Source organism: Streptomyces sp. NPDC030245 (assembly GCF_055572995.1).
Genome location: NZ_JBVICF010000001.1, coordinates 661,756 through 679,503, shown reverse-complemented (window position 1 = coordinate 679,503; position 17,748 = coordinate 661,756). Strand labels below are relative to the sequence as shown.

Annotated in this window: 18 protein-coding genes and 1 tRNA gene; 4 read left to right on the top strand and 15 right to left on the bottom strand. The window is 70.6% G+C overall.

The window, feature by feature from the left end; genetic code table 11:
• Positions 1-65: 65 nt before the first annotated feature.
• Positions 66-248 carry a hypothetical protein gene (locus ACZ4Z4_RS02980; RefSeq protein ID WP_468321270.1) on the bottom strand — a complete coding sequence of 61 codons (183 nt, stop codon included), beginning with the start codon at positions 246-248 and terminating at the stop codon, positions 66-68.
• Between the two features lie 163 nt (positions 249-411).
• Positions 412-484, bottom strand: a tRNA-Arg gene (locus ACZ4Z4_RS02975).
• A 270-nt stretch (positions 485-754) separates the two neighbouring features.
• Here ACZ4Z4_RS02975 and ACZ4Z4_RS02970 point away from each other — a divergent pair.
• The 4 genes from ACZ4Z4_RS02970 (at position 755) to ACZ4Z4_RS02955 (ending at position 6,758) form a co-directional block, all read left to right on the top strand.
• Positions 755-2,446: a dynamin family protein gene (locus ACZ4Z4_RS02970; protein WP_468321268.1), complete on the top strand. Its 1,692-nt coding sequence runs from the start codon at positions 755-757 to the stop codon at positions 2,444-2,446.
• Positions 2,443-4,386: a YfjP family GTPase gene (locus ACZ4Z4_RS02965; RefSeq protein WP_468321265.1), complete on the top strand. Its 1,944-nt coding sequence runs from the start codon at positions 2,443-2,445 to the stop codon at positions 4,384-4,386. Before ACZ4Z4_RS02970 ends, ACZ4Z4_RS02965 begins: the two co-directional genes overlap by 4 nt.
• 177 nt (positions 4,387-4,563) lie before the next feature.
• A complete protein-coding gene (locus tag ACZ4Z4_RS02960; protein ID WP_468321263.1) occupies positions 4,564-5,019 on the top strand; it encodes a single-stranded DNA-binding protein in 456 nt (151 codons plus the stop codon).
• A 347-nt stretch (positions 5,020-5,366) separates the two neighbouring features.
• Positions 5,367-6,758 carry a Cys-Gln thioester bond-forming surface protein gene (locus tag ACZ4Z4_RS02955; protein ID WP_468321262.1) on the top strand — a complete coding sequence of 464 codons (1,392 nt, stop codon included), beginning with the start codon at positions 5,367-5,369 and terminating at the stop codon, positions 6,756-6,758.
• Positions 6,759-6,964: 206 nt separating this feature from the next.
• Here the strand turns inward: ACZ4Z4_RS02955 and ACZ4Z4_RS02950 are convergent, their stop codons facing one another.
• From ACZ4Z4_RS02950 to ACZ4Z4_RS02890, 13 genes are all read right to left on the bottom strand, one after another.
• On the bottom strand, positions 6,965-8,221 hold the full coding sequence (locus ACZ4Z4_RS02950) for a tyrosine-type recombinase/integrase (protein ID WP_468321259.1): 1,257 nt from the start codon (positions 8,219-8,221) through the stop codon (positions 6,965-6,967).
• Positions 8,222-8,316: 95 nt separating this feature from the next.
• Entirely contained in the window at positions 8,317-8,562 is a 246-nt protein-coding gene (locus ACZ4Z4_RS02945; protein ID WP_468321258.1) for a helix-turn-helix transcriptional regulator, read from the bottom strand.
• Between the two features lie 472 nt (positions 8,563-9,034).
• Entirely contained in the window at positions 9,035-10,510 is a 1,476-nt protein-coding gene (locus ACZ4Z4_RS02940; RefSeq protein ID WP_468321255.1) for an ATP-binding protein, read from the bottom strand.
• Positions 10,511-10,512: 2 nt separating this feature from the next.
• The gene (locus ACZ4Z4_RS02935) at positions 10,513-11,373 is read right to left on the bottom strand and encodes a bifunctional DNA primase/polymerase (protein ID WP_468321253.1); all 861 of its coding nucleotides are present in this window, start codon (positions 11,371-11,373) and stop codon (positions 10,513-10,515) included.
• A gap of 84 nt (positions 11,374-11,457) precedes the next feature.
• Entirely contained in the window at positions 11,458-11,739 is a 282-nt protein-coding gene (locus tag ACZ4Z4_RS02930; RefSeq protein WP_468321250.1) for a hypothetical protein, read from the bottom strand.
• Positions 11,740-11,761: 22 nt separating this feature from the next.
• The gene (locus tag ACZ4Z4_RS02925; RefSeq protein WP_468321247.1) at positions 11,762-12,196 is read right to left on the bottom strand and encodes a hypothetical protein; all 435 of its coding nucleotides are present in this window, start codon (positions 12,194-12,196) and stop codon (positions 11,762-11,764) included.
• 203 nt (positions 12,197-12,399) lie between these two features.
• A complete protein-coding gene (locus tag ACZ4Z4_RS02920; RefSeq protein ID WP_468321246.1) occupies positions 12,400-14,532 on the bottom strand; it encodes an ATP-binding protein in 2,133 nt (710 codons plus the stop codon).
• A gap of 143 nt (positions 14,533-14,675) precedes the next feature.
• Entirely contained in the window at positions 14,676-14,846 is a 171-nt protein-coding gene (locus ACZ4Z4_RS02915) for a pRL2-8 (RefSeq protein WP_468321243.1), read from the bottom strand.
• 2 nt (positions 14,847-14,848) lie between these two features.
• Entirely contained in the window at positions 14,849-15,175 is a 327-nt protein-coding gene (locus tag ACZ4Z4_RS02910; RefSeq protein WP_468321240.1) for a hypothetical protein, read from the bottom strand.
• Between the two features lies 1 nt (position 15,176).
• The gene (locus ACZ4Z4_RS02905) at positions 15,177-15,572 is read right to left on the bottom strand and encodes an RRQRL motif-containing zinc-binding protein (RefSeq protein WP_468321237.1); all 396 of its coding nucleotides are present in this window, start codon (positions 15,570-15,572) and stop codon (positions 15,177-15,179) included.
• On the bottom strand, positions 15,572-16,441 hold the full coding sequence (locus tag ACZ4Z4_RS02900; protein WP_468321235.1) for a DUF2637 domain-containing protein: 870 nt from the start codon (positions 16,439-16,441) through the stop codon (positions 15,572-15,574). Before ACZ4Z4_RS02900 ends, ACZ4Z4_RS02905 begins: the two co-directional genes overlap by 1 nt.
• Entirely contained in the window at positions 16,438-16,890 is a 453-nt protein-coding gene (locus ACZ4Z4_RS02895) for a Pycsar system effector family protein (RefSeq protein WP_468321232.1), read from the bottom strand. Before ACZ4Z4_RS02895 ends, ACZ4Z4_RS02900 begins: the two co-directional genes overlap by 4 nt.
• Positions 16,887-17,144 carry a DUF6284 family protein gene (locus ACZ4Z4_RS02890; RefSeq protein ID WP_468321230.1) on the bottom strand — a complete coding sequence of 86 codons (258 nt, stop codon included), beginning with the start codon at positions 17,142-17,144 and terminating at the stop codon, positions 16,887-16,889. Before ACZ4Z4_RS02890 ends, ACZ4Z4_RS02895 begins: the two co-directional genes overlap by 4 nt.
• Positions 17,145-17,748 lie beyond the last annotated feature (604 nt).

Genomic DNA, 17,748 nt, shown 5'->3' with positions numbered 1-17,748 from the left:
GGGAGGCGCCTGTACGCCCTGAAGGCGCTCCTCCGCACTCGGCGGCCTGAGCGCGCGGCCCTCCCTCAGCGTCGGCGACCGCCCCCGCGGCCGGACCATCCGCTCCCCACACCGGCCGAGTGCACGGCGAGGAGCGCGAGCCCGACCAGCATGAGACTCGTCGGGCTGAAAACCGCCTCCGTCGATGTCTCGGCCGCGTGGATGACGAAGGCGATGACGAACAGCACGGCCGCCGCGAGAGCCAGCATCTGTCTCCTCCTGCCGATGAACGGCGAGCCACGGGCCACCCCCGCGGCCGCACCGGTGGCTGCCGCGTACCCCGCCGCACGGCGATCAGGCATCGCCATGCACGAGCCTCGAACAGCAAGAACGCCCTCCCTGAGGAAGGGCGGAACACCGCAAGGACAGAAGCGCCCCCGGCAGGACTCGAACCTGCGGCCAAGCGCTTAGAAGGCGCCTGCTCTATCCACTGAGCTACGGGGGCCGGGTGTGGCCGGGTGGCAGGGGGCTCGGATGTGGGGGTGATCCGTGACCTTGCCGGGGACAAGGATAGGGCTCCCGGCGCCCTGTCCCTGGTGCTTCGCCTCCGCGCCGTGATGTGGAGGTTCGGTGAAGCGATCCTGATAATCGCAGGCAGGTGCGAATCGCGCATCGCTTTTGGCGTCTCGCGCCCCGGGTGTTGTGCACTCGTTATGCCTGCGCCCCAGTCGCCCCTTCCATCCCCTGTGTCCGATCGGCGCGCAGGGACGGTCATATGCTTCAGAAAGCCGCCAAAATTGGGCATTCTTCGCATGTGGTGACCTTGGACGTACGGCCTCAATTGCTTGACGCACTCTCCGCCCTGCGCGAGCGTGTAGCCGCCGCACGCTTTCCGCTCCCCCTGCCAGGGGCGCCACGCGCGCGTGCCAACCGGGACGAGTTGCTGGCACAGCTCGACGACTATCTGGTGCCCCGGCTCAGGGCACCCGAAGCGCCCCTGCTCGCCGTCATCGGCGGATCCACCGGCGCCGGCAAGTCCACCCTCGTGAACTCCCTGGTGGGACGGCAGGTCAGCGAGGCGGGTGTGCTGCGGCCCACCACGCGTACGCCGGTGCTCGTCTGCCACCCGGACGATCACCACTGGTTCTCGGGGATGAGAATCCTGCCCGACCTCACGCGCGTGTGGGTGCCCCGGCAGGACCCCGCAGAGGGGGGCGAGGCGGATGACGAGGGCGACGGCGAAGAGGACGTACAGGCCCTCGTCGGCGAGGACGAGCGGGCCCTGCGGATCGAGACCGCGCGCAGCCTGCCGTGCGGACTCGCCCTCCTCGACGCCCCCGACATCGACGCGCTCGCCGCCGACCACCGCCTCCTGGCCGCCGAACTGATCTCCGCGGCCGACGTGTGGGTCATGGTCACCACCGCCTCGCGGTACGCCGACGCCGTGCCCTGGCATCTGCTGCGCACCGCCAAGGAGCACGACGCCACCCTCGTCACGGTCCTCGACCGCGTGCCGCACCAAGTGGTGACCGAGGTGTCACGGCAGTACGGGGCGCTGCTCACCAAGGCGGGCCTCGGTGACGTGCCGCGCTTCACCGTGCCCGAGCTGCCCGAGTCGGCGGGCGGTGGCGGGCTGCTCCCCGCCACCGCCGTCGCGCCCCTGCGCGCCTGGCTCACCCACCGCGTTCAGGAGCCCGCGGTCCGCGCCCAGGCCGTCGCACGCACCGCGCGGGGCGTCCTGCGGTCCCTCGACTCCCGGCTGCCGGAGCTGGCGAGCGCCGTCGCCGCCCAGCACGCCGCCGCGCTGCGGCTCACCTCCGCCGTCGACGACGCGTACGAGAACGAGCACGCGCGCGTGCACCGACGTTTGCAGGCGGGCGGTGTACTCGCGGGCGGCGCCCTGAAGCGGTGGCGCAGCTACCCGCTCGACTGCGGGGCCGGGGAACTGCTCGACGCCATCGCCGAGAGCCTGGAGGCGCTGCTGCTGTGCGCCGTCACCGCCGCCGACGAGCGCATCGACGAGGCCTGGCGCCGCGAACCCGCCGCGGGCGCCCCGGGCCTCGCCGACCGCGACCCGGGGGCGGAGAGCGCCGAGCACCGCATCGGGATGGCCGTCCGCAGATGGCGGCGCGTCCTGGAGGAGTACGCCGAGGACGAGGTGCGCGGCGTGGAAAGGGTCGACAAGACCCCCCTTCCCGACCCCGAGGTCGTCGCCGCGCTGCTCGCCACGGCGCTGCTCGGCGGGCGCCGGGCGCGTTCGGCCGGCGAGGTGCTCGCCGAGCGGATCGGTGCCCAGGGCGCGGTCCGCCTCCTCGACCGGGGCGGGCGCCTGCTGACCGAGTACCTGGAGAACGTCCTCGCCGCCGAACGGGAGCGGCGTCTCGCCCCTCTCGACGCCCTCGAAGTGCACCCCGAACCCCAGGCCGAGCTCATTGCCGCCCTGTCCGTACTCCAGAAGGAGAGGTGACCGCGGTGACCGCCGTCACTGATCACGCCGATCGCGCCGATCACCCCGACCGTCCCGACGGCAGCGACCGGACCGACCACGAAAGGCGCGAGGAGCCCCCGGGCAGGAGCAGCGGGGGCGAGGGGGCCTGGGACGACGGGCTGATCGCACGGCGCGTCGCGGGTGGCCCACGGGGTTCGCGTGCGGGCACGGGCGCGGGTACGAAGGCGGGGGCGAGTACGGGCGTCGGTGCCGGTACCAGCACCGGCACCCGCACCGGCACCAGCACCAGCACCGGCTCTCGCGCCGACACGGGAATCCGCTCGTACGCCCCCTCCGGCAGCCCCACTTCTTACGAAGGGCCCCTGCGCGCCCGCCTCGACGCGCTCCGCGAACTCGTCGGGCTCTCCCGCACCCGCCTCGACAGCGGCACGCTCGCCGAGGCCGGCCGGATCCTGGACGAGGCGGCCGCCCGGCGCAGGCTCTCCGACCGGCACACAGTCGTCGCCATCGCGGGCGCCACCGGAAGCGGCAAGTCCACGCTCTTCAACTCACTCGCCGGTGTGATGATCTCCGACACCGGCGTGCGCAGGCCCACCACGGCCGCACCCATCGGGTGCAGCTGGACGGACGGTGCGGCAGGCCTCCTCGACCGGCTCGGGATCCCCGGACGGCTGCGCCGCAGGCCGCTCCAGGGGCCCGGCGCCGACGAGCTCCAGGGCCTCGTCCTCATCGACCTGCCCGACCACGACTCGGCGGTCGGCGAGCACCGCGAGCAGGTCGACCGCATCCTGGCCCTCGTCGACGCCGTCATCTGGGTCGTCGACCCCGAGAAGTACGCCGACGCGATGCTCCACGAGCGCTATCTGCGGCCCATGGCCGGGCACGCCGAAGTCACCTTCGTGGTGCTCAACCAGATCGACCGGCTCCCCGGGGACGCCGCCGACCAGGTCCTCGACGACCTGCGGCGGCTCCTCGACGAGGACGGTGTCGCGCTCGGCGAGCACGGCGAACCGGGCGCGACGGTGCTCGCGGTCTCCGCGTTGACCGGCGCGGGCATGGGTGAACTGCGCGAGATGCTCGGCCAGTTCACGCAGGAGCGCGGCGCGGCGGCCCGCCGCATCGCCGCGGACCTGGACGCCGCCGCGGAACGGCTGCGTCCGGTGTACGTCTCGGAGGCGCGGGGCGGCCGCAACCGCGGGCGGATCGGGCTCAGCGAGGAGGCGCGCGAGGAGTTCACCGACCAGCTCGCGGAAGCGGTCGGCGCGACCGTCGCCGGGGACGCGGCGGAGCGCGCCTGGCGCAGGCACGCGGGCAAGGCGTGCGGCGACCCCTGGCTGCGGCTGTGGCGCCTCTACGAGGCCCGGCGCTCCCCGCAGGGCGCCCCGACGCCGACCGCTTACGTGCCCACCGACGAGGAGGCGACGGCGCGGCAGCGCGTGGAGCAGGCCGTGCGCACGGTCGCCGATCAGGCGGCGACGGGGCTGCCCGCGCCCTGGGGTCAGGCGGTGCGGGAGGCGGCGGTGCGCGGTGCCGTGGGGCTGCCGGAGGCGCTCGACGAGCTGGCGGTGACGGCGGGTGTGCCGACCGGGCGGCCGCCGCGGCCCGGCTGGTGGCCGGTCGCGGTCCTCGCCCAGGTGGCCATGACGCTGCTTCAGATCGTGGGCGGGCTCTGGCTGGTGGGTCAGATCATCGGGATCGCCGAGCCGAACCTTGGTGTGCCGGTGCTGCTGATGCTGGCGGGGATCGTGGGCGGCCCGTGCGTGGAGTGGCTGAGCCGGATGGCGGCGCGGGGGCCCGCGCGCCGGTACGGCTACGAGGCGGAACGGCGGCTGCGGGACGCGGCCGCCGGGTGCGGGCGGGCGAAGGTCCTCGACCCGGTGGCGGCGGAGCTGCTGCGGTACCGCGAGGTCAGGGAGCAGTACGTGCGGGTGACGGGGGCGCGTGCCGCGATGGGGTGATGGGGACGTGTTCCGCGACGGGGTGATGGGGGTGCGTCACCCCATCGACTGACGGAGTTTTCCACAACCTGGTGGTCACCCACAGGGCTCAGCGGGATCGGCGCGACCGGTGCAGTCTGAGATCGCGGCCGTGAGAGCGCGGCGGCGGACACGGACGAGCGGGGGAGAGGTTCGACGATGAACGAGACCTTGGTGACGGTAGTGGGCAATGTGGCGACGACTCCGGTGTACCGGGAGCTGCCGTCGGGACCGGTGGCGCGGTTCCGGCTCGCGGTGACGTCGCGGTACTTCGACGCCGCGAAGAACACGTGGAACGACGGACACACCAATTTCTTCACGGTCTGGGCCTGGCGAGCCCTCGGGACGAACGTGCAGGGTTCGGTGTCCGTGGGCGAACCGGTCATCGTGCAGGGCCGGTTGAAGGTCCGCGACGAGGAGCGGGGCGGGCAGCACTGGACGTCGGCGGACATCGAGGCGGTGGCCGTCGGACACGATCTGTCGCGCGGCACCGCCGCGTTCCGCCGGGTGGGCAGGGCCAACCCGACGCTGACGGAGCCGGCGACCGGGCGGGAGGAAAGCGCCGTCGGGTCAACCGCCGGGGGGAGGGAGAAAGAGCCGGCGCATGCGGGGTGACGGCCCGTCAGCCGAACCGAGCGGGAATGAGCGCGGGCCGTGGACCGGAGTGCGGCACATCAGCGGATCAAAGCCGTTGATTTGTCGATAAGCCCAGCTCGCAGCGGCTGTTGGGGATAACGATTCCGAGTCGGATCCGCTGTCCGATGGGATGCGTGGGGCTCGTGATCCACAGCTTCCTTAGGATGCCGGACGTAGCTCACGGGGCAGTCGGCAGGAGATGCCACGCAGGTGGCAGGCGTTCCTGCCCCTTTCAGTCTGCTGGCGGGACCACCCCCCACGTTGTGAACGGGTCCCGCCCGGAGGGGAATTCAGTGTTTTCTGCGTTGTCCATACGTAGCCGACGCGTGGCTCGGTTCGCCGCGGTGACCGTGTCGGCGGGCCTGGCCGTGGCGGGCGGAGTCGCCCTCGCGGCCCCGGCCGCGGCCGAAGAGGTGCCGCAGCACCGGGGCGGCGCGATCGCGACGCTGGGCGGACTACAGACGTACGACCAGGCGGTCGTCCGTGACAACGGCAGCTCGCAGCAGGTGCCCGCCGGACTCTTCGAGATGTCCGTGGAGGGCGGCGGCACCCTCCAGACGTACTGCGTCGACGTCCTGAATCCCACGCAGAAGGATGCCAAGTACCAGGAGACCCCCTGGAGCGGCACCTCGCTGAGCGGCAACCGTGACGCGGGCAAGATCCGCTGGATCCTCCAGCACTCCTACCCGCAGGTGAACGACCTCGCGGCGCTGGCCCGCAAGGCGGGCGTGAGCTCCCTTACCGAGCAGACCGCCGCGGCCGGCACCCAGGTGGCGATCTGGCGGTACTCCGACGGCGCCGACGTCGACGCCCTCGATCCGAAGGCCGAGAAACTCGCCGACTACCTGTACAAGAGCGCGCGCGGCAGTGCGGAGCCCAAGGCGTCGCTGACGCTGGAGCCGCCCGCCGTGTCGGGCCGCGCGGGAGAGCGGCTCGGCCCGGTCACCGTGCGGACCGACGCCGAGTCGGTGACGGTGACGCAGCCCGCGGACTCCGCGGCGAGCGGCGTGAAGGTCGTCGCGGAGAACGGCAAGGCCGTGCAGTCCGCCCGTAATGGCAGCCGGCTCTACTTCGACGTGCCGAAGGACGCGCCGGACGGTTCGGCCGCGCTCTCCGTGCAGGCGTCGACCACCGTCCCTGTCGGCCGGGCCTTCGCCTCCGAGACCAGGAGCCAGACGCAGATACTCGCGGGCTCCAGCGAGTCGACCGTGTCCGCGACGGCGACCGCGGACTGGGCCGCCGAGGGGGCGCTGCCCGCACTCTCGGCGGAGAAGAACTGCGCCGAGAGCGGCATCGACATCACCGCGGTCAACAAGGGCGACAAGCCCTTCACCTTCCGCCTGATGGGCTTCAAGCACACGATCAAGGCGAAATCCTCACAGACCGTGACGATTCCGCTCCAGGAGGACCAGCCTTACGACTTCACGATCAAGGGGCCGAACGGCGTCGAGAGCCGCTTCAAGGGCGTGCTCGACTGCCGGACGGCCGGCGACACGACAGGCAGCAAGGCCCAGCCCGTCTCCGAGCCGAGCCCCGCGACGGCGGGAGGCACCTTTGGCGGCGGCGACCTGGCCGAGACCGGCACCTCCAGCAACACCCCGGTGATCCTCGGCATCGCCGTGACGCTCGTCGTGGTCGGCGGCTCCGCGGTCTTCTTCCTGCGCAGGAAGGACGACCCGGCCCAGACGACGGACGCCGCCACCTCGCCGGAGGAGTGAGGCGCCGACAGCCCCCCCATGAGCCCGACGGCCCCCTCCGCGGCCCCGGCGGACAACCATCCGGTTTCCGCCGGGGGGTAGCCGTCAGGCAAGATGGGGTGTATCTCCCGGCCCCAAGGTGCAAAATGACCCCTGACCCGCGGCGGAACCGTCAGGCAGGGGCCATTTAGGGGCCGTGGGCCGGTTGTGGGCCGGTAGCGGATCTGTCAGGCCGCCGCTGCGACCTCCACCGGGTGGATGCGCTGGAACACCGACGAGACTGCGGCCCGCGCCTTTTCCTCGCTGCTCGGCAGGAGGTGGGTGTAGATCTTCAGCGTGAACCCGGGGTCGGAGTGCCCCAGGTAGGTGCTCAGAGCCTTGATGCTACCCCCGGCTTCCAGGACCACCGAGGCGTAGAAGTGCCGCAGCGCATGCATCCCGTCGTCCGGGGCGGCCGCGTAGCGCTTCTGTCCTCGTTCCCGGGGCGGAATGACGCCCGCATGCGCAAGTGCGGGCTTCCATACGTGGTCGTCGAAGTAGCTTCGCCAGATGGCCTTGCCCGCGCCGCTGGTGAAGATCAGTTCCAGCGTCACCAACGGGCCGTCCGGTGTTTTCCACGGCAACGTCACCTTGGTCGGCGGGACAAGTTCCATGTGCTCGCGCAGGCCTGCCGCCACCACAGGGCTGAGCGGTGCATCCCGGAGCTTGCCGCGCTTGGGCGGGGCGAAGACGAGTGTGCCGTGCACGCGCTTGATCTGCTGGCGGACGTGCACCCAGCCCGTGTCGAAGTCCAAGTTGGGTACGGCGAGGCCGAACACTTCGCCTTGGCGGAGCCCGCAGCCCCCGCCGGCGTCGACGGTGGCGGCGTACCGGGCGGGCATCCCCGAGCGCACGGCCAGCACGCGCTCTTCGGACCATGGCACGATCAACCGGTCCTCGGGAACTGGTGCCTTGACCGACTGGGCATGGCAGGGGTTCGACCTGATGACCTTGTCGTCCACTGCGGCGTTGAAGAGCGACGACACCGAGTCGTAGATGGCCCGGCGATACGTCCCGTTGGGCACCGCCAACTGAAGCTTGTTCAGCCAGGCACGCACGTGCTCGGCTTGGAACGATCCCATCGGACGCGTCCGCAGGTAGGGGACTGCGTGCAGACGAATGCGCCTTTTCACGACCTCTTGGCTCACCAGGTCCCCTGTCAGGCCCCCGAGATACTTGTCGGCGTAGGCCCCGAACGTGATCTCCCCGGCTTTCGGGTCGATGTAGTTGCCCGTGTCCATGTCGCCCTCGATGCGGGTCAACCACTTGTCGGCCCGGCCTTTCTGTCGGTCCGGGAAGCTCTGGGACTTCTCGGAGCCGTCGGGCCCGAAGTACCGGGCCCGATAGCGCATACCGACGCCGTACCGCTCGGTCCTGACGCGGACCGTCTTGCCGTCCGGGGTCTGCTCTTCCTTGTACCAACGGTCTTGGACGTAACCAGCCATGAGGTGGTGGTGGTCCCTTCTCGGCATGAAGGAGGGAGGGCTGCATCGCAGCCCTCCCTGGGAATGGCATGGTGCTCTGTGATTGCGGATTGCTGTCAGGCGGCACCGACGTCAGCAAGCTGGCGTTCGGCGACGTAGGCCATTACGGCGGCGGGGTCGTAGCGGACGTACTTGCCGATGCGGAAGCCGGGTGGGCCGGTGCGCTTCTTGCGCCACTGGTAGACGGTCTCTTTGGGTACCTCGAAGATTTCGGCGATGTCGTCGGGGGTGAGGTAGCGGTCGGGCAGGCCGCCACGGAGAGCGTCGCGGGGGTCGGGTCGAGCGGATCTGGTTCGGCTCATGGGGTCCTCGGGAGTTGAGTCACGTCGCTGTGGGTCTCGGGAAGCCGTGTCTGTCCGAGGTGCGGATTTCTGCGTCATTGCGTCATCAGCGTCATCCGCGGTGTCTGACCTGCGGTTTTGTGTGACGCAGTGGTGCGGGCGTGCGTCATCGGCGCGTCATGGGCTGCGTCATCCATGACGCGGCCCATGACGCAGATGACGCAGGATGACGCAGGCGCGGCCGTCTGCGTCATGGCCGTAACCGCAGCTCAGGGGCCGTTTTTCCGTCCGTATGACGCAGATGACGCAGCGTCTTCCCTCTTAGGACAAAGAGAGGGGGTGCTGTTTGTGGTGCGGTGCCGCTTCAAGCGTGAAGAAGGAGCCGCATAGCGGCACGACCTTTCAGCGGCGGCAAGCCGCCGAACAGCAAGAAGAGCACCCCCTCGGGGGCCGGGTGCTCTTCTTGCTTGTCCAGGCGAGCCGCGGTGGCGGGTCAGAACGCCCGCTTCTGCTCGTGCGGCTGTGGGGCGGCCGCGCGGGTCATTTCGAGGTAGCGGCCTTCGCTGGTGCGCCCGGAGTCGATGAGGACGCCACGGGCTGCCAGCGTCGGCTGGAGGCGCTTGAGGCGGTCGGAGAGCACCTTGCCGGTGGTCGGCCACCCTTTGGGCAGGGGACGGAACTCCTCGCCGCTGTAGAGGCTACTGAGGCAGTGCAGCCACTCCGTGGACGTCATGCGCTGCGCCGCCCCCGGCTCGAGGCTGTCGGCATGCTTCAGGACGGTCTGCGCGAGCAAGTCACCCTCGATGACGTCGTCATTCAGGTCGTCCAGGCTGGCCCGGTAGGCAGGAAGCGCCCCCAGACCGGTCGCCGCATCGAGCTGCGCGCACAGGTGCGCGAAGTCCGCCATCCGCAGATCCGTCGGCGTCTCCGCCTCGGCCGCGCGGACCTTGACTGTCAGGTCGAGGAGCGAGCCGAGGACGACGGGCAGCACTTCGGCGTACTCCGCCCACAGTTCCGCCTCGGTGCGCCGCACCCTGGGCCGCTCCAGCCGCAGGGGCAGGAGCCGTTCAGCAAGGTCGGGCCGGATGACGCCGACGTCGATACCGGTGAGGAGCAGGGGGCGGCGGTAGCCAACGCGGAAGACGTCCCCGTCGGTGAACAGGGCCCGTTTGACGTTCTCGGCGCCGGTGACGATGCAGCACATCGCGTCGGACAGGTCCGGGGTCATGTGGGAGAGGTTGTCCAGGGCGGTGACCCATCCGGCCGCCACCGCCGCGATCAGGTTCTCCTCATCCTTCGGAGCGCGGCGCAGGTCACCGCTCATGCCCTCGACGATCCGCACGAGCATGCGGCCCCCGGTGGACTTGCCCGCGCCCTGCGGGCCGGTGAGGAACGGTGCGGGCACGGGCACGTGGGGGCCCAGGCAGCCGATCAGCCAGGCGATGGCCAGGCATTCGGTTTCGGCGGTGGCGAAGTTGCACAGCCGCATCAACAGGTCGATGCCTTTGCCGTTGGTGTCTTTGGCCGGCAGGGGCAGTTCCCCGGTGAGCTGGGTGCGCCGCCAGCACACTTCCCGCGGGTCGGGCACCGTGATGTCCCAGCCGGTGGGGTGGATGCGCACGGACTGCCCGTCATCGCGGCCCAGGTCCAGCCACGTCGCCCCGTCATATCCGGGCGCGACGCGGATATGCACGGGCTGCACGTCCTCGGTGAGCGCGAGGGCTTCGATCAAGTCCAACGCCTCCTTCAGCGCGGTCCCGTTGAACACGCCCCGCCCGTCGCGGTAGAGGCCGACCATGAGTTCTTGGCGGTGGCTTCCGGTGGTGCCCTGGGAGCGGATCGGGCGGGCCACGGGGTGGCCGTTCTTCTGCGCGTAGACGGTGCCGTCGGTGGTGCGGAAGTACCGGAAGTGCGATTGCGCGTAGTCGGTGATGACTTCGCGGGCGGGGTTCTTGTCGTCGTCGGACATGGTCACAGCCCCAACCGGGTACGGGCGTTGGCCCACGCGTCGGTGCAGTGCCGGGCGGTTTCGCCCTTGGCCTGCGCGGCGGCGAAGAGCTGTCCGACGTGGGTGTCGGTGAGGCAGCCGCAGCGGCCGTGGGTGGAGAGCACGGCCAGGAACGTTTGGTAGACGGTGGCGTGCACGCCGCTGGTGGCCTTGGCGATGCGCTGCTCAGCCATGGCCAGGCCGCGGGCCAGATAGGCGGGCGTGCGGTGCGGGCACGCCCCGCCCTCGACCGGAGCGGGCACGGCGAGGGCTTGCGGTACGGGGCGGGCCGGGGCGGGTTCCTTCACGGCCAGCGTCCGCACGGCGTCCGGTAGCGCGGCCATGGTGCCGGTGCCGGGTCCGAGCCAACGGGCGTAGGCCATGGTCGACTTGATGTCGACGCCGGGGCGCACCGCGTTGGCCGACGGCATCGCCCCCAGGTAGAGCCAGTGCTCACCACGGTTGGTGGGCACGGTCTGCGTGGTCGGCAGGTTCTTACGGGCCCACGTGATCGCGTCGGCGTCATCCAGGTCCACGACCGTCAGGCCTGCCCCGCCGGGGTGGTAGGCGACCGCACTCGCCCGCAGCCACGCACGCCGCCAGATGCCGGAGTTGATGATGTCAGGGTCGGTGGTGGCGGCGGCCCAGCCGTGGCAGGGCGCGGGGCAGGTGCAGGGGCCGGGGGTCTTCATGTTCGGTCGTCCGCCGCAGGCGTTGTTGGTGCAGCGGCGGCAGTTGCCGAAGGGGACTTTCCCGGCGCGCAACGGCAGCACCGGCACATCAGAGCGTGCGAGGGAGAGAGCGGTGTGCAGGTGCTCTGTCCGAATGTCAGTCAGTTGGGTCATGCTGGGTGTCTCCAGTTCTGTGATGAGTGCTGGTGACAAGGGCGGCCCCAGGCTTTGGCGAGACGGGGGCCGCCCTTGGCCTAGCTAGAACGGGGGTTCGTCGGTGGCCCACGGGTCGCGGACGGTGTCGGGGTGGCGCGGCCACAGGCGGCGGCGCGGCAGGGGCATCAAGGGCCAGCGGCGGGACTCGTTCCAGCAAGTGCACGGGTACCAGTGGGTGCCCGCGTACTCGCCGGTCTCGTGGTCGCCGTAGTCCTCCTCGATGCCGCCGTCCCCGCCACACTGCGGGCAGTCGGGGCGAGGCGTGTCGGTCAGGATCAGGGCCGGTCGCGGCCAGGTGGCGCGCTGAATGCGCAGGCGGAGCATGGCTGGTGGGTCTCCTTCCAGGTCACGGCTGGTTGTGGGTCTTGGCCCACACGCCGTTCGTGCGGCTGTGGACGGTGCGCTGATCCTGGTGAACGGTGCCCTCGTAGTGGTGGTGGATCTCGGGGTCGGGCTTCGCCCGTCGGACGAGTCGGGCGAGGGCGAGCAGGAGGGCGGTGGGGGCGCCGAAGACGAGGCCGCAGACGAGCGGGTCGGCGAACTGCGAGACGTACATGAGCACGCCCGCCGTACCGCCGACCATGACGGTGGTGGCGCCACCGGTGAGCATGAGCACGCTGGCGTCGGTGGCGCCCTGACTCATCGGGGGCCGTCCGGGTTGCGCGACGGGGGTGGTGTCGCGGTAGGCGTCAGCGATGATCCGCCGCGCCTCCGTTTCGGCCTGCGCCTCGCTCAGTCCAGCGCCCGTGGCGGCGGTCTGGTGGGTGGTGTCGGGGTGCATGCGGAATCCCTTCACGACGGTGGTGGGGGAGCCAGGGGCACCCCCTGTCGGGGCGCTGTAGAGGGGGTTTCAGGGGCGCTGACCTGCGCGCCTCCCCGCCTCCCCCAAGTGGTGTTTTCGCTGATCAGAGCGGGGGAGGCGGTCCGGGGAGGCGCTTGGGGAGTTCTCCCCGCCTCCCCGGACCGGAGAGTGTTCGCTCCCCGCTATCCGGCGGTGGAAGCGGAACCGTTGCTGTCGCGGTTGGCGAGGGCCCGCAGGACGTGATCGCGGTGGACGACCATGACCCCGTGGGACTTCTTCGGCTCCTCGCCGTGCTCCTCCAGCTCCTGCTTCAGCCGGTCGTTAGTCCACTGCTCGCCGTAGACCTGCGGGTCCAGCGCGTGCAGCCGCTTCAGCACCTCATTGGTGCGCATCCGCGCCGCGTCACCGACCACTGAGGCGATGTCGGCGAGCGCATCGCGCTGCTCGCCCCGGTCGATGGCGTGCAGGGTGGCGATGGCCCCGTTGCGCAGGGCTTTGGCACGGTCGGTGATGGCCTTGGCCGCGTCGTCGTCGATGAAGTGCGTGCGCACGGTGATGGACGACTGGCCCTTGGGGATGTCGATGCCGTCGGAGGCGACGACCAGAGTTCCCTTGTCCAGGCCCTGGCGCAGCAGGTGAGGGGCGGCCCCGCCGTTGACAGCCTTCTCACCGAGAGCCATGACGGCTTGCGCCTCGGTGCCCAGCGCGAGCGCGGCACGGGTGTGCGCACCCTCCCGCACGAGCTTGGGAAGGTTCTGGTCGGTGGGGTCCTGCGTCCCCTCGTACATGAGCACGTCGACCACACGGCCCTGGTTGTGGACCTTGCGCACGGCCATGAAGTAGCGGCTGGTGGCCTTCGAGCCACCGTAGGGCCGCTTGTCGTCGCCGATGGCCGGGCACATGAACGCCACCTGCGCTTCGTCCACGATGCCGATCAGCGGGTCGAACACCACCGTGGGGTCAGCCTGACGCTCCGCGATACGGCGGTTCATCTCCTCGACCAGACCCTCAACCATCTCGGTCGCCTCGATGACGTGCTCATCGGTCGGCCCCTGGATCAGCACCGTGGCCAGACCATCGAACATGGCCCAGTCACCGGCGCCCTTGAGGTCGGCGATCCGGAACTCAACCCGCCTGTCCAGCGACGCCCACAGCGCCAGCGAGCGCAGCGCGGCGGTCTTGCCCTGGTTGGACAGGCCGGTGATGAGGAGGTGGCGCTGGTAGAGGCTCAGGGCGGCCGCGTCGCCGCGCAAGTCCTGCCCCCAGGGGGCGCGGCCCTTCGCGTAGTCGGCGGTCATGCTGTCGTCGGTGACCAGCGGGGACGGGCCGATCGGCTCATCCAGCGCGCCGGAGTCGGCGATCCACAGCCGCACCGTGCGGGCGGCTTCGGGGATGGTGATGAAGACTTCGTGCTCGTGCCGGGTCAGGTTCTCGGCAAGCTTGCGCCGCTTGGCCTGCACTTCGTTCGTCGACACCCCAGAGGGCAGGATCACATCGACTTCCACCCCGCATCCGGCGATCCGGATCGGGCCCAGCATCGCGGCCCCCGCGTCGCCCATCTCCTTGATGGCGTTGCGCAGGGCGGGCACCCCGAGGTCGCGCAGGGCCTTGACCACGATCGAGGGTGTGATGGGCTCGCCCTCGCCGGAACGCACGGTGGCGGGCAGGGCCCAGTTGGGTGCGGCTTGCTGCTTGCGGCCAACCGACCACAGCGCGAGAAGGGCCAGAAACGGGCCGACCGTGAGCGCGGGACCCCACACGACTTGCACGATGCGGATGAGCAGGGCGATGAAGTCGACCGTGGCGGCGAGCGGGGTGATGACGTCTTTGACGTCGCTGTTGCTGACGGCCATCACGATGCCGAGCGCGACCAGAGCGCCGATGCCCATACCGGTGCCCACCAAGGCGCCCTTGGCGGCATCCACGGGGGAGTGCAGGAGGTCCATGCGGCGGCGGTGGCGCGCCTCGCGGAAGCGCTGCAACCGCTCCTCCCACTCCTGGGCCACCTCGTAGTTGCCGGCCGCTTCGGCGGCGCGGAGCATGCGCTCGTAGCGGGAGCCGGTGCGCCCGTCCCAGGTGCGGCGGGCCACGATGCGCGTCCCGCCGACCACGTACATGCTGTGACGGACCGCCACCCTGCCCGCCTCACGGGTGCACTCGTCGGTGGCGATCCGGCGCACTGCGCGCCCGGAGCGCACCCACAGCGGCACGGCCGGTGCGGCGGGGGGTTCGGGGACGACGGTGAGGTTCGGGCCGGGGTCGGCGGTGGTGGGCGGGTCGGGGTTCTTGTGCAGGGGAACGACGTTGCCGCTCATGAGAAAGGGCTCCTGACTGCCCCACACAGGGGCGGGAAGACAAGGGGCGCCCCCGGGGGGGCCGGTCGGTGAGCACGGCCACCCCAGGGCAGCGAGAGGTACGAGTGCGCGTCAGGCGGTGGGAAGGGCGCGGGCGGGCGTGGTCACCACCAGCGGGACGGCTTCTTGGGTGTGCGGGTGGGGCAGCCGCTGACCATGTGGGACACGCACTGCGGGCAGTCCTCGCCGGGCTTGAGGCGGCGGTGGATGCTCTTGTCGTAGGCGTGCTGCCAGCACTGCGGGCACTCGCCGGGGCCTACCGGTTTGGAGGCCATGGTCACCACCATCCCGAGGACTTCTTGGCCCGCTTGGCGGCCTTGTCGGCGGCGGCCTGGTTCACGACGTTCTGCCGTTCCGTCTTGAGGGCGGCGAGTTCCGCGGTGAGCCGGGTCTCGGCCGCCTGCCAGGCGGTGTCTGCCTTGTTGTCGGCGCGGGTGGTGCTCTTGTGCCGCACCACCTTGACCGAACCGCTCGTGGCGGCGGCGAGGATGGCGCGTCGCTCGCGTCCGTTCGTCGGCCACAACTGCCGTTGCTGAACGGCTTCGAGTGCGCGGGTCGTCTTTTGAATGTCGCGGTCGAGCTGGCGTGTGTCGGGCTTGCCCATGTCAGGCACTCCTCACGACGGGAGAGGGTTCGGGGTAGGCGCAGAGCAGGCACATGCCGAGTGAGGTCGGCAGGCAGTAGCTGTAGATCACGCCGCAGACGGGGCAGGTGCGCCGGGCGAGCATCGCCAGCGCGAGCGCCCCACACCGCCGCGACGTCATCGGCCGTACCGGAAGCGCGCGGTCGACGCGGTACAGGTAGGCGATCGCGGCGCCGGACTTGCGGCGTCGCGAGCGGCGCATGAGCTGGGCGGCGATGGGCTGGCCGCCCGGACGTAGCCCCTGCGCCCGGAGCTGTCGGCGCGTGGCCAAACCATCGGGGGCGAACTTCCACGGGTAGGTGGGCAGGCCGTAGCGGGCGCCGGTCGGGTCGTAGCACTTGGCGTACGCGGTGGGCATCACGCCACCGCCTTCGCGCGCTCCGCACGCAGCGTGTCCCGCAGCGAGCGGGCGTTGGCCGGTGAGGTGTGGATGGCACGGCGGATGCCCTCCCCGGTCACCTTCGCGTCCGGCCAATCGGCCGTCACCGTGCGCGCCTCATCGAGCAGCTGCTCGAAGGTGCGCTTGGGACGCGGCGATCGGGCGACATCCGGAACGCGCCCGGTCGCCCGACGCGGACGGACCGACTCAGCAGCCACCGCACGCTGCTCGATCGGCACGACCGGAGTCGGGGCGATCGAGCGGATCGGCTTGGCAGCAAGGGTCGACTTCAGGAAGCCGACCGGCACCGGACGCGGCAACCTCACCGGGTTCACGGCCACCGCTGCGGGAACCGATTCGGGCAGGTCAGCCGTAGACCGATTCCTGGTGGTCTCGGTAGATTCCTCCGCATTCGCGGTTGGCGGCTCGATCGGGGCGGGGCGGTGGTGCAGGACCTTGGCGACCAGATCGGACCCGAAGTAGATCGAGCCGACCGGAAGCGACGTGGCCAGCAGCGCGGGGTCCCAGTCGGCCAGTCGACCCCAGTCGACCGTGCGGCCGTGCAGCTCCGGGACCAGGCCGTGCACGTAGTTCAGGACCAGCGAGGCGCCGGTGTAGGTGCCCAGCACCCGCAGCGCGAACGTCCGATCCCGCCCGGCGAGGACGAGGGTGGCGACCAGCGCGAGCGCCATCAGGCCGTCGACTACGAACGGGTACAGCGTCGCCGCCGTACTGTCGGCGCCGACCGCGTTCGCGATGTCCCGCAGCGCATTCCACGAGACCCGAAACGCCATACCGACCACCGCCACGAGGGCGAGGATCAGCAGAGTTTTGCCGGTGCGGTTCATACCAGCGCACCCCCCGCCTGAAGGAGCACGGCGAGCACGAGCAGGGCGCCGCCCGCGCGGGTCAGGTCGACCGCCCGCTTCAGGCCGGTGAACTTCTTGACCGCGATCTGGGAGAGTCCGGCGATGTCCCGCGCCCGCTGGTCTTGGGCGAGTTCTGCGGTGATCTCCTCGGCGCTCAGCGTCGCCCACAGCGGGAAGCCGTGCCGGCCGCCAAGGCTCGGACGCACCGAGGACAGCAGCAGGGCCGCCGCAGCCAGCAGCAGCGCCATCCCCAGAGCGCCGGCCACGCCGGCGGGCACCGACAAGGACGCGTCCTTGGCGACCGCCCACGTACCGGCCAGCAGCGCACCGACGAACGCCAGCAGCAGAATGGTCTTGGTGTCGGTGCGCGCGATCTCCGCCTTCACCTCAGCGTGCGCGGCCGTCAGGTTCGAGTCGGCGGCACTCACGCGCCCACCCCCGAAACGACCGTGTTGGTCAGCGTGCGCCGTGCGGCGAGCACCTTTCGGCGGGCCCTGCGGATGCGCCGCTCGTCGACCTCGTTGGGGGTGCGGTCAAGGGTGATGATCTGCGCGTCGAGCAGGTCGACGTCCGCGAGGATCGCGGGCATCTCCTGCTCGATCGCGTCCAGCTCCCCGTTCGTCGGGTCCATGAAGTCGGCGAACGCGGTAACAGCGTCCTGAACAGTAACGATGTGTTCCATTGGGTCTTGTTCCTCTCGTACAGGAACGGCCCGAACAGCGGCCCCGGTGTTCCAGCACCGGGGCCGCGCGCCGTTGAAGTCGGAAGTTCCGGCTCCCCTCGGCGCTGCTCGTGCGAGACGAACAGCGGAGGCAACCGGCCGCAGCAACGATGCGGCGGTGAGGTGGTGCTTCTGTCTCCTTTGGCAGCGCAAGGCGCCGCCGTCGTAGGCGTATGGAGACGTGATCTCTCGATCTATAAGCCCTCCGGTTAATGACAAGGCGCCGGGTCGCCTCCCCCCGTCCGATGCGGGGCTCCTGGTTGGCACCAGTGGCGGACGCGAGTCCGTCATCTGGTGCGCACCAGAAGCATGCAACTGGTGCACACCAGAGTCAAGGGGCTTCACCGATTCGAGTGGTGCGCGCCCCTTGCGGTGCACTTACAGAAGACCTGCGGAAGGAGTGCGTCCGGTAGTCAACAGGCCTTAACTCCCGTCGTGTTAACCCCTGTTGACCTGCGCCGATGTAAGGCATGCTGGTGGAGTCGGCGAGTGGATCTAGCGGACGGTGACCTGTGAGTACGGGATTGTGAAATGCGCGAGCAGCGCGGGGCTGGTCTCAAGAACG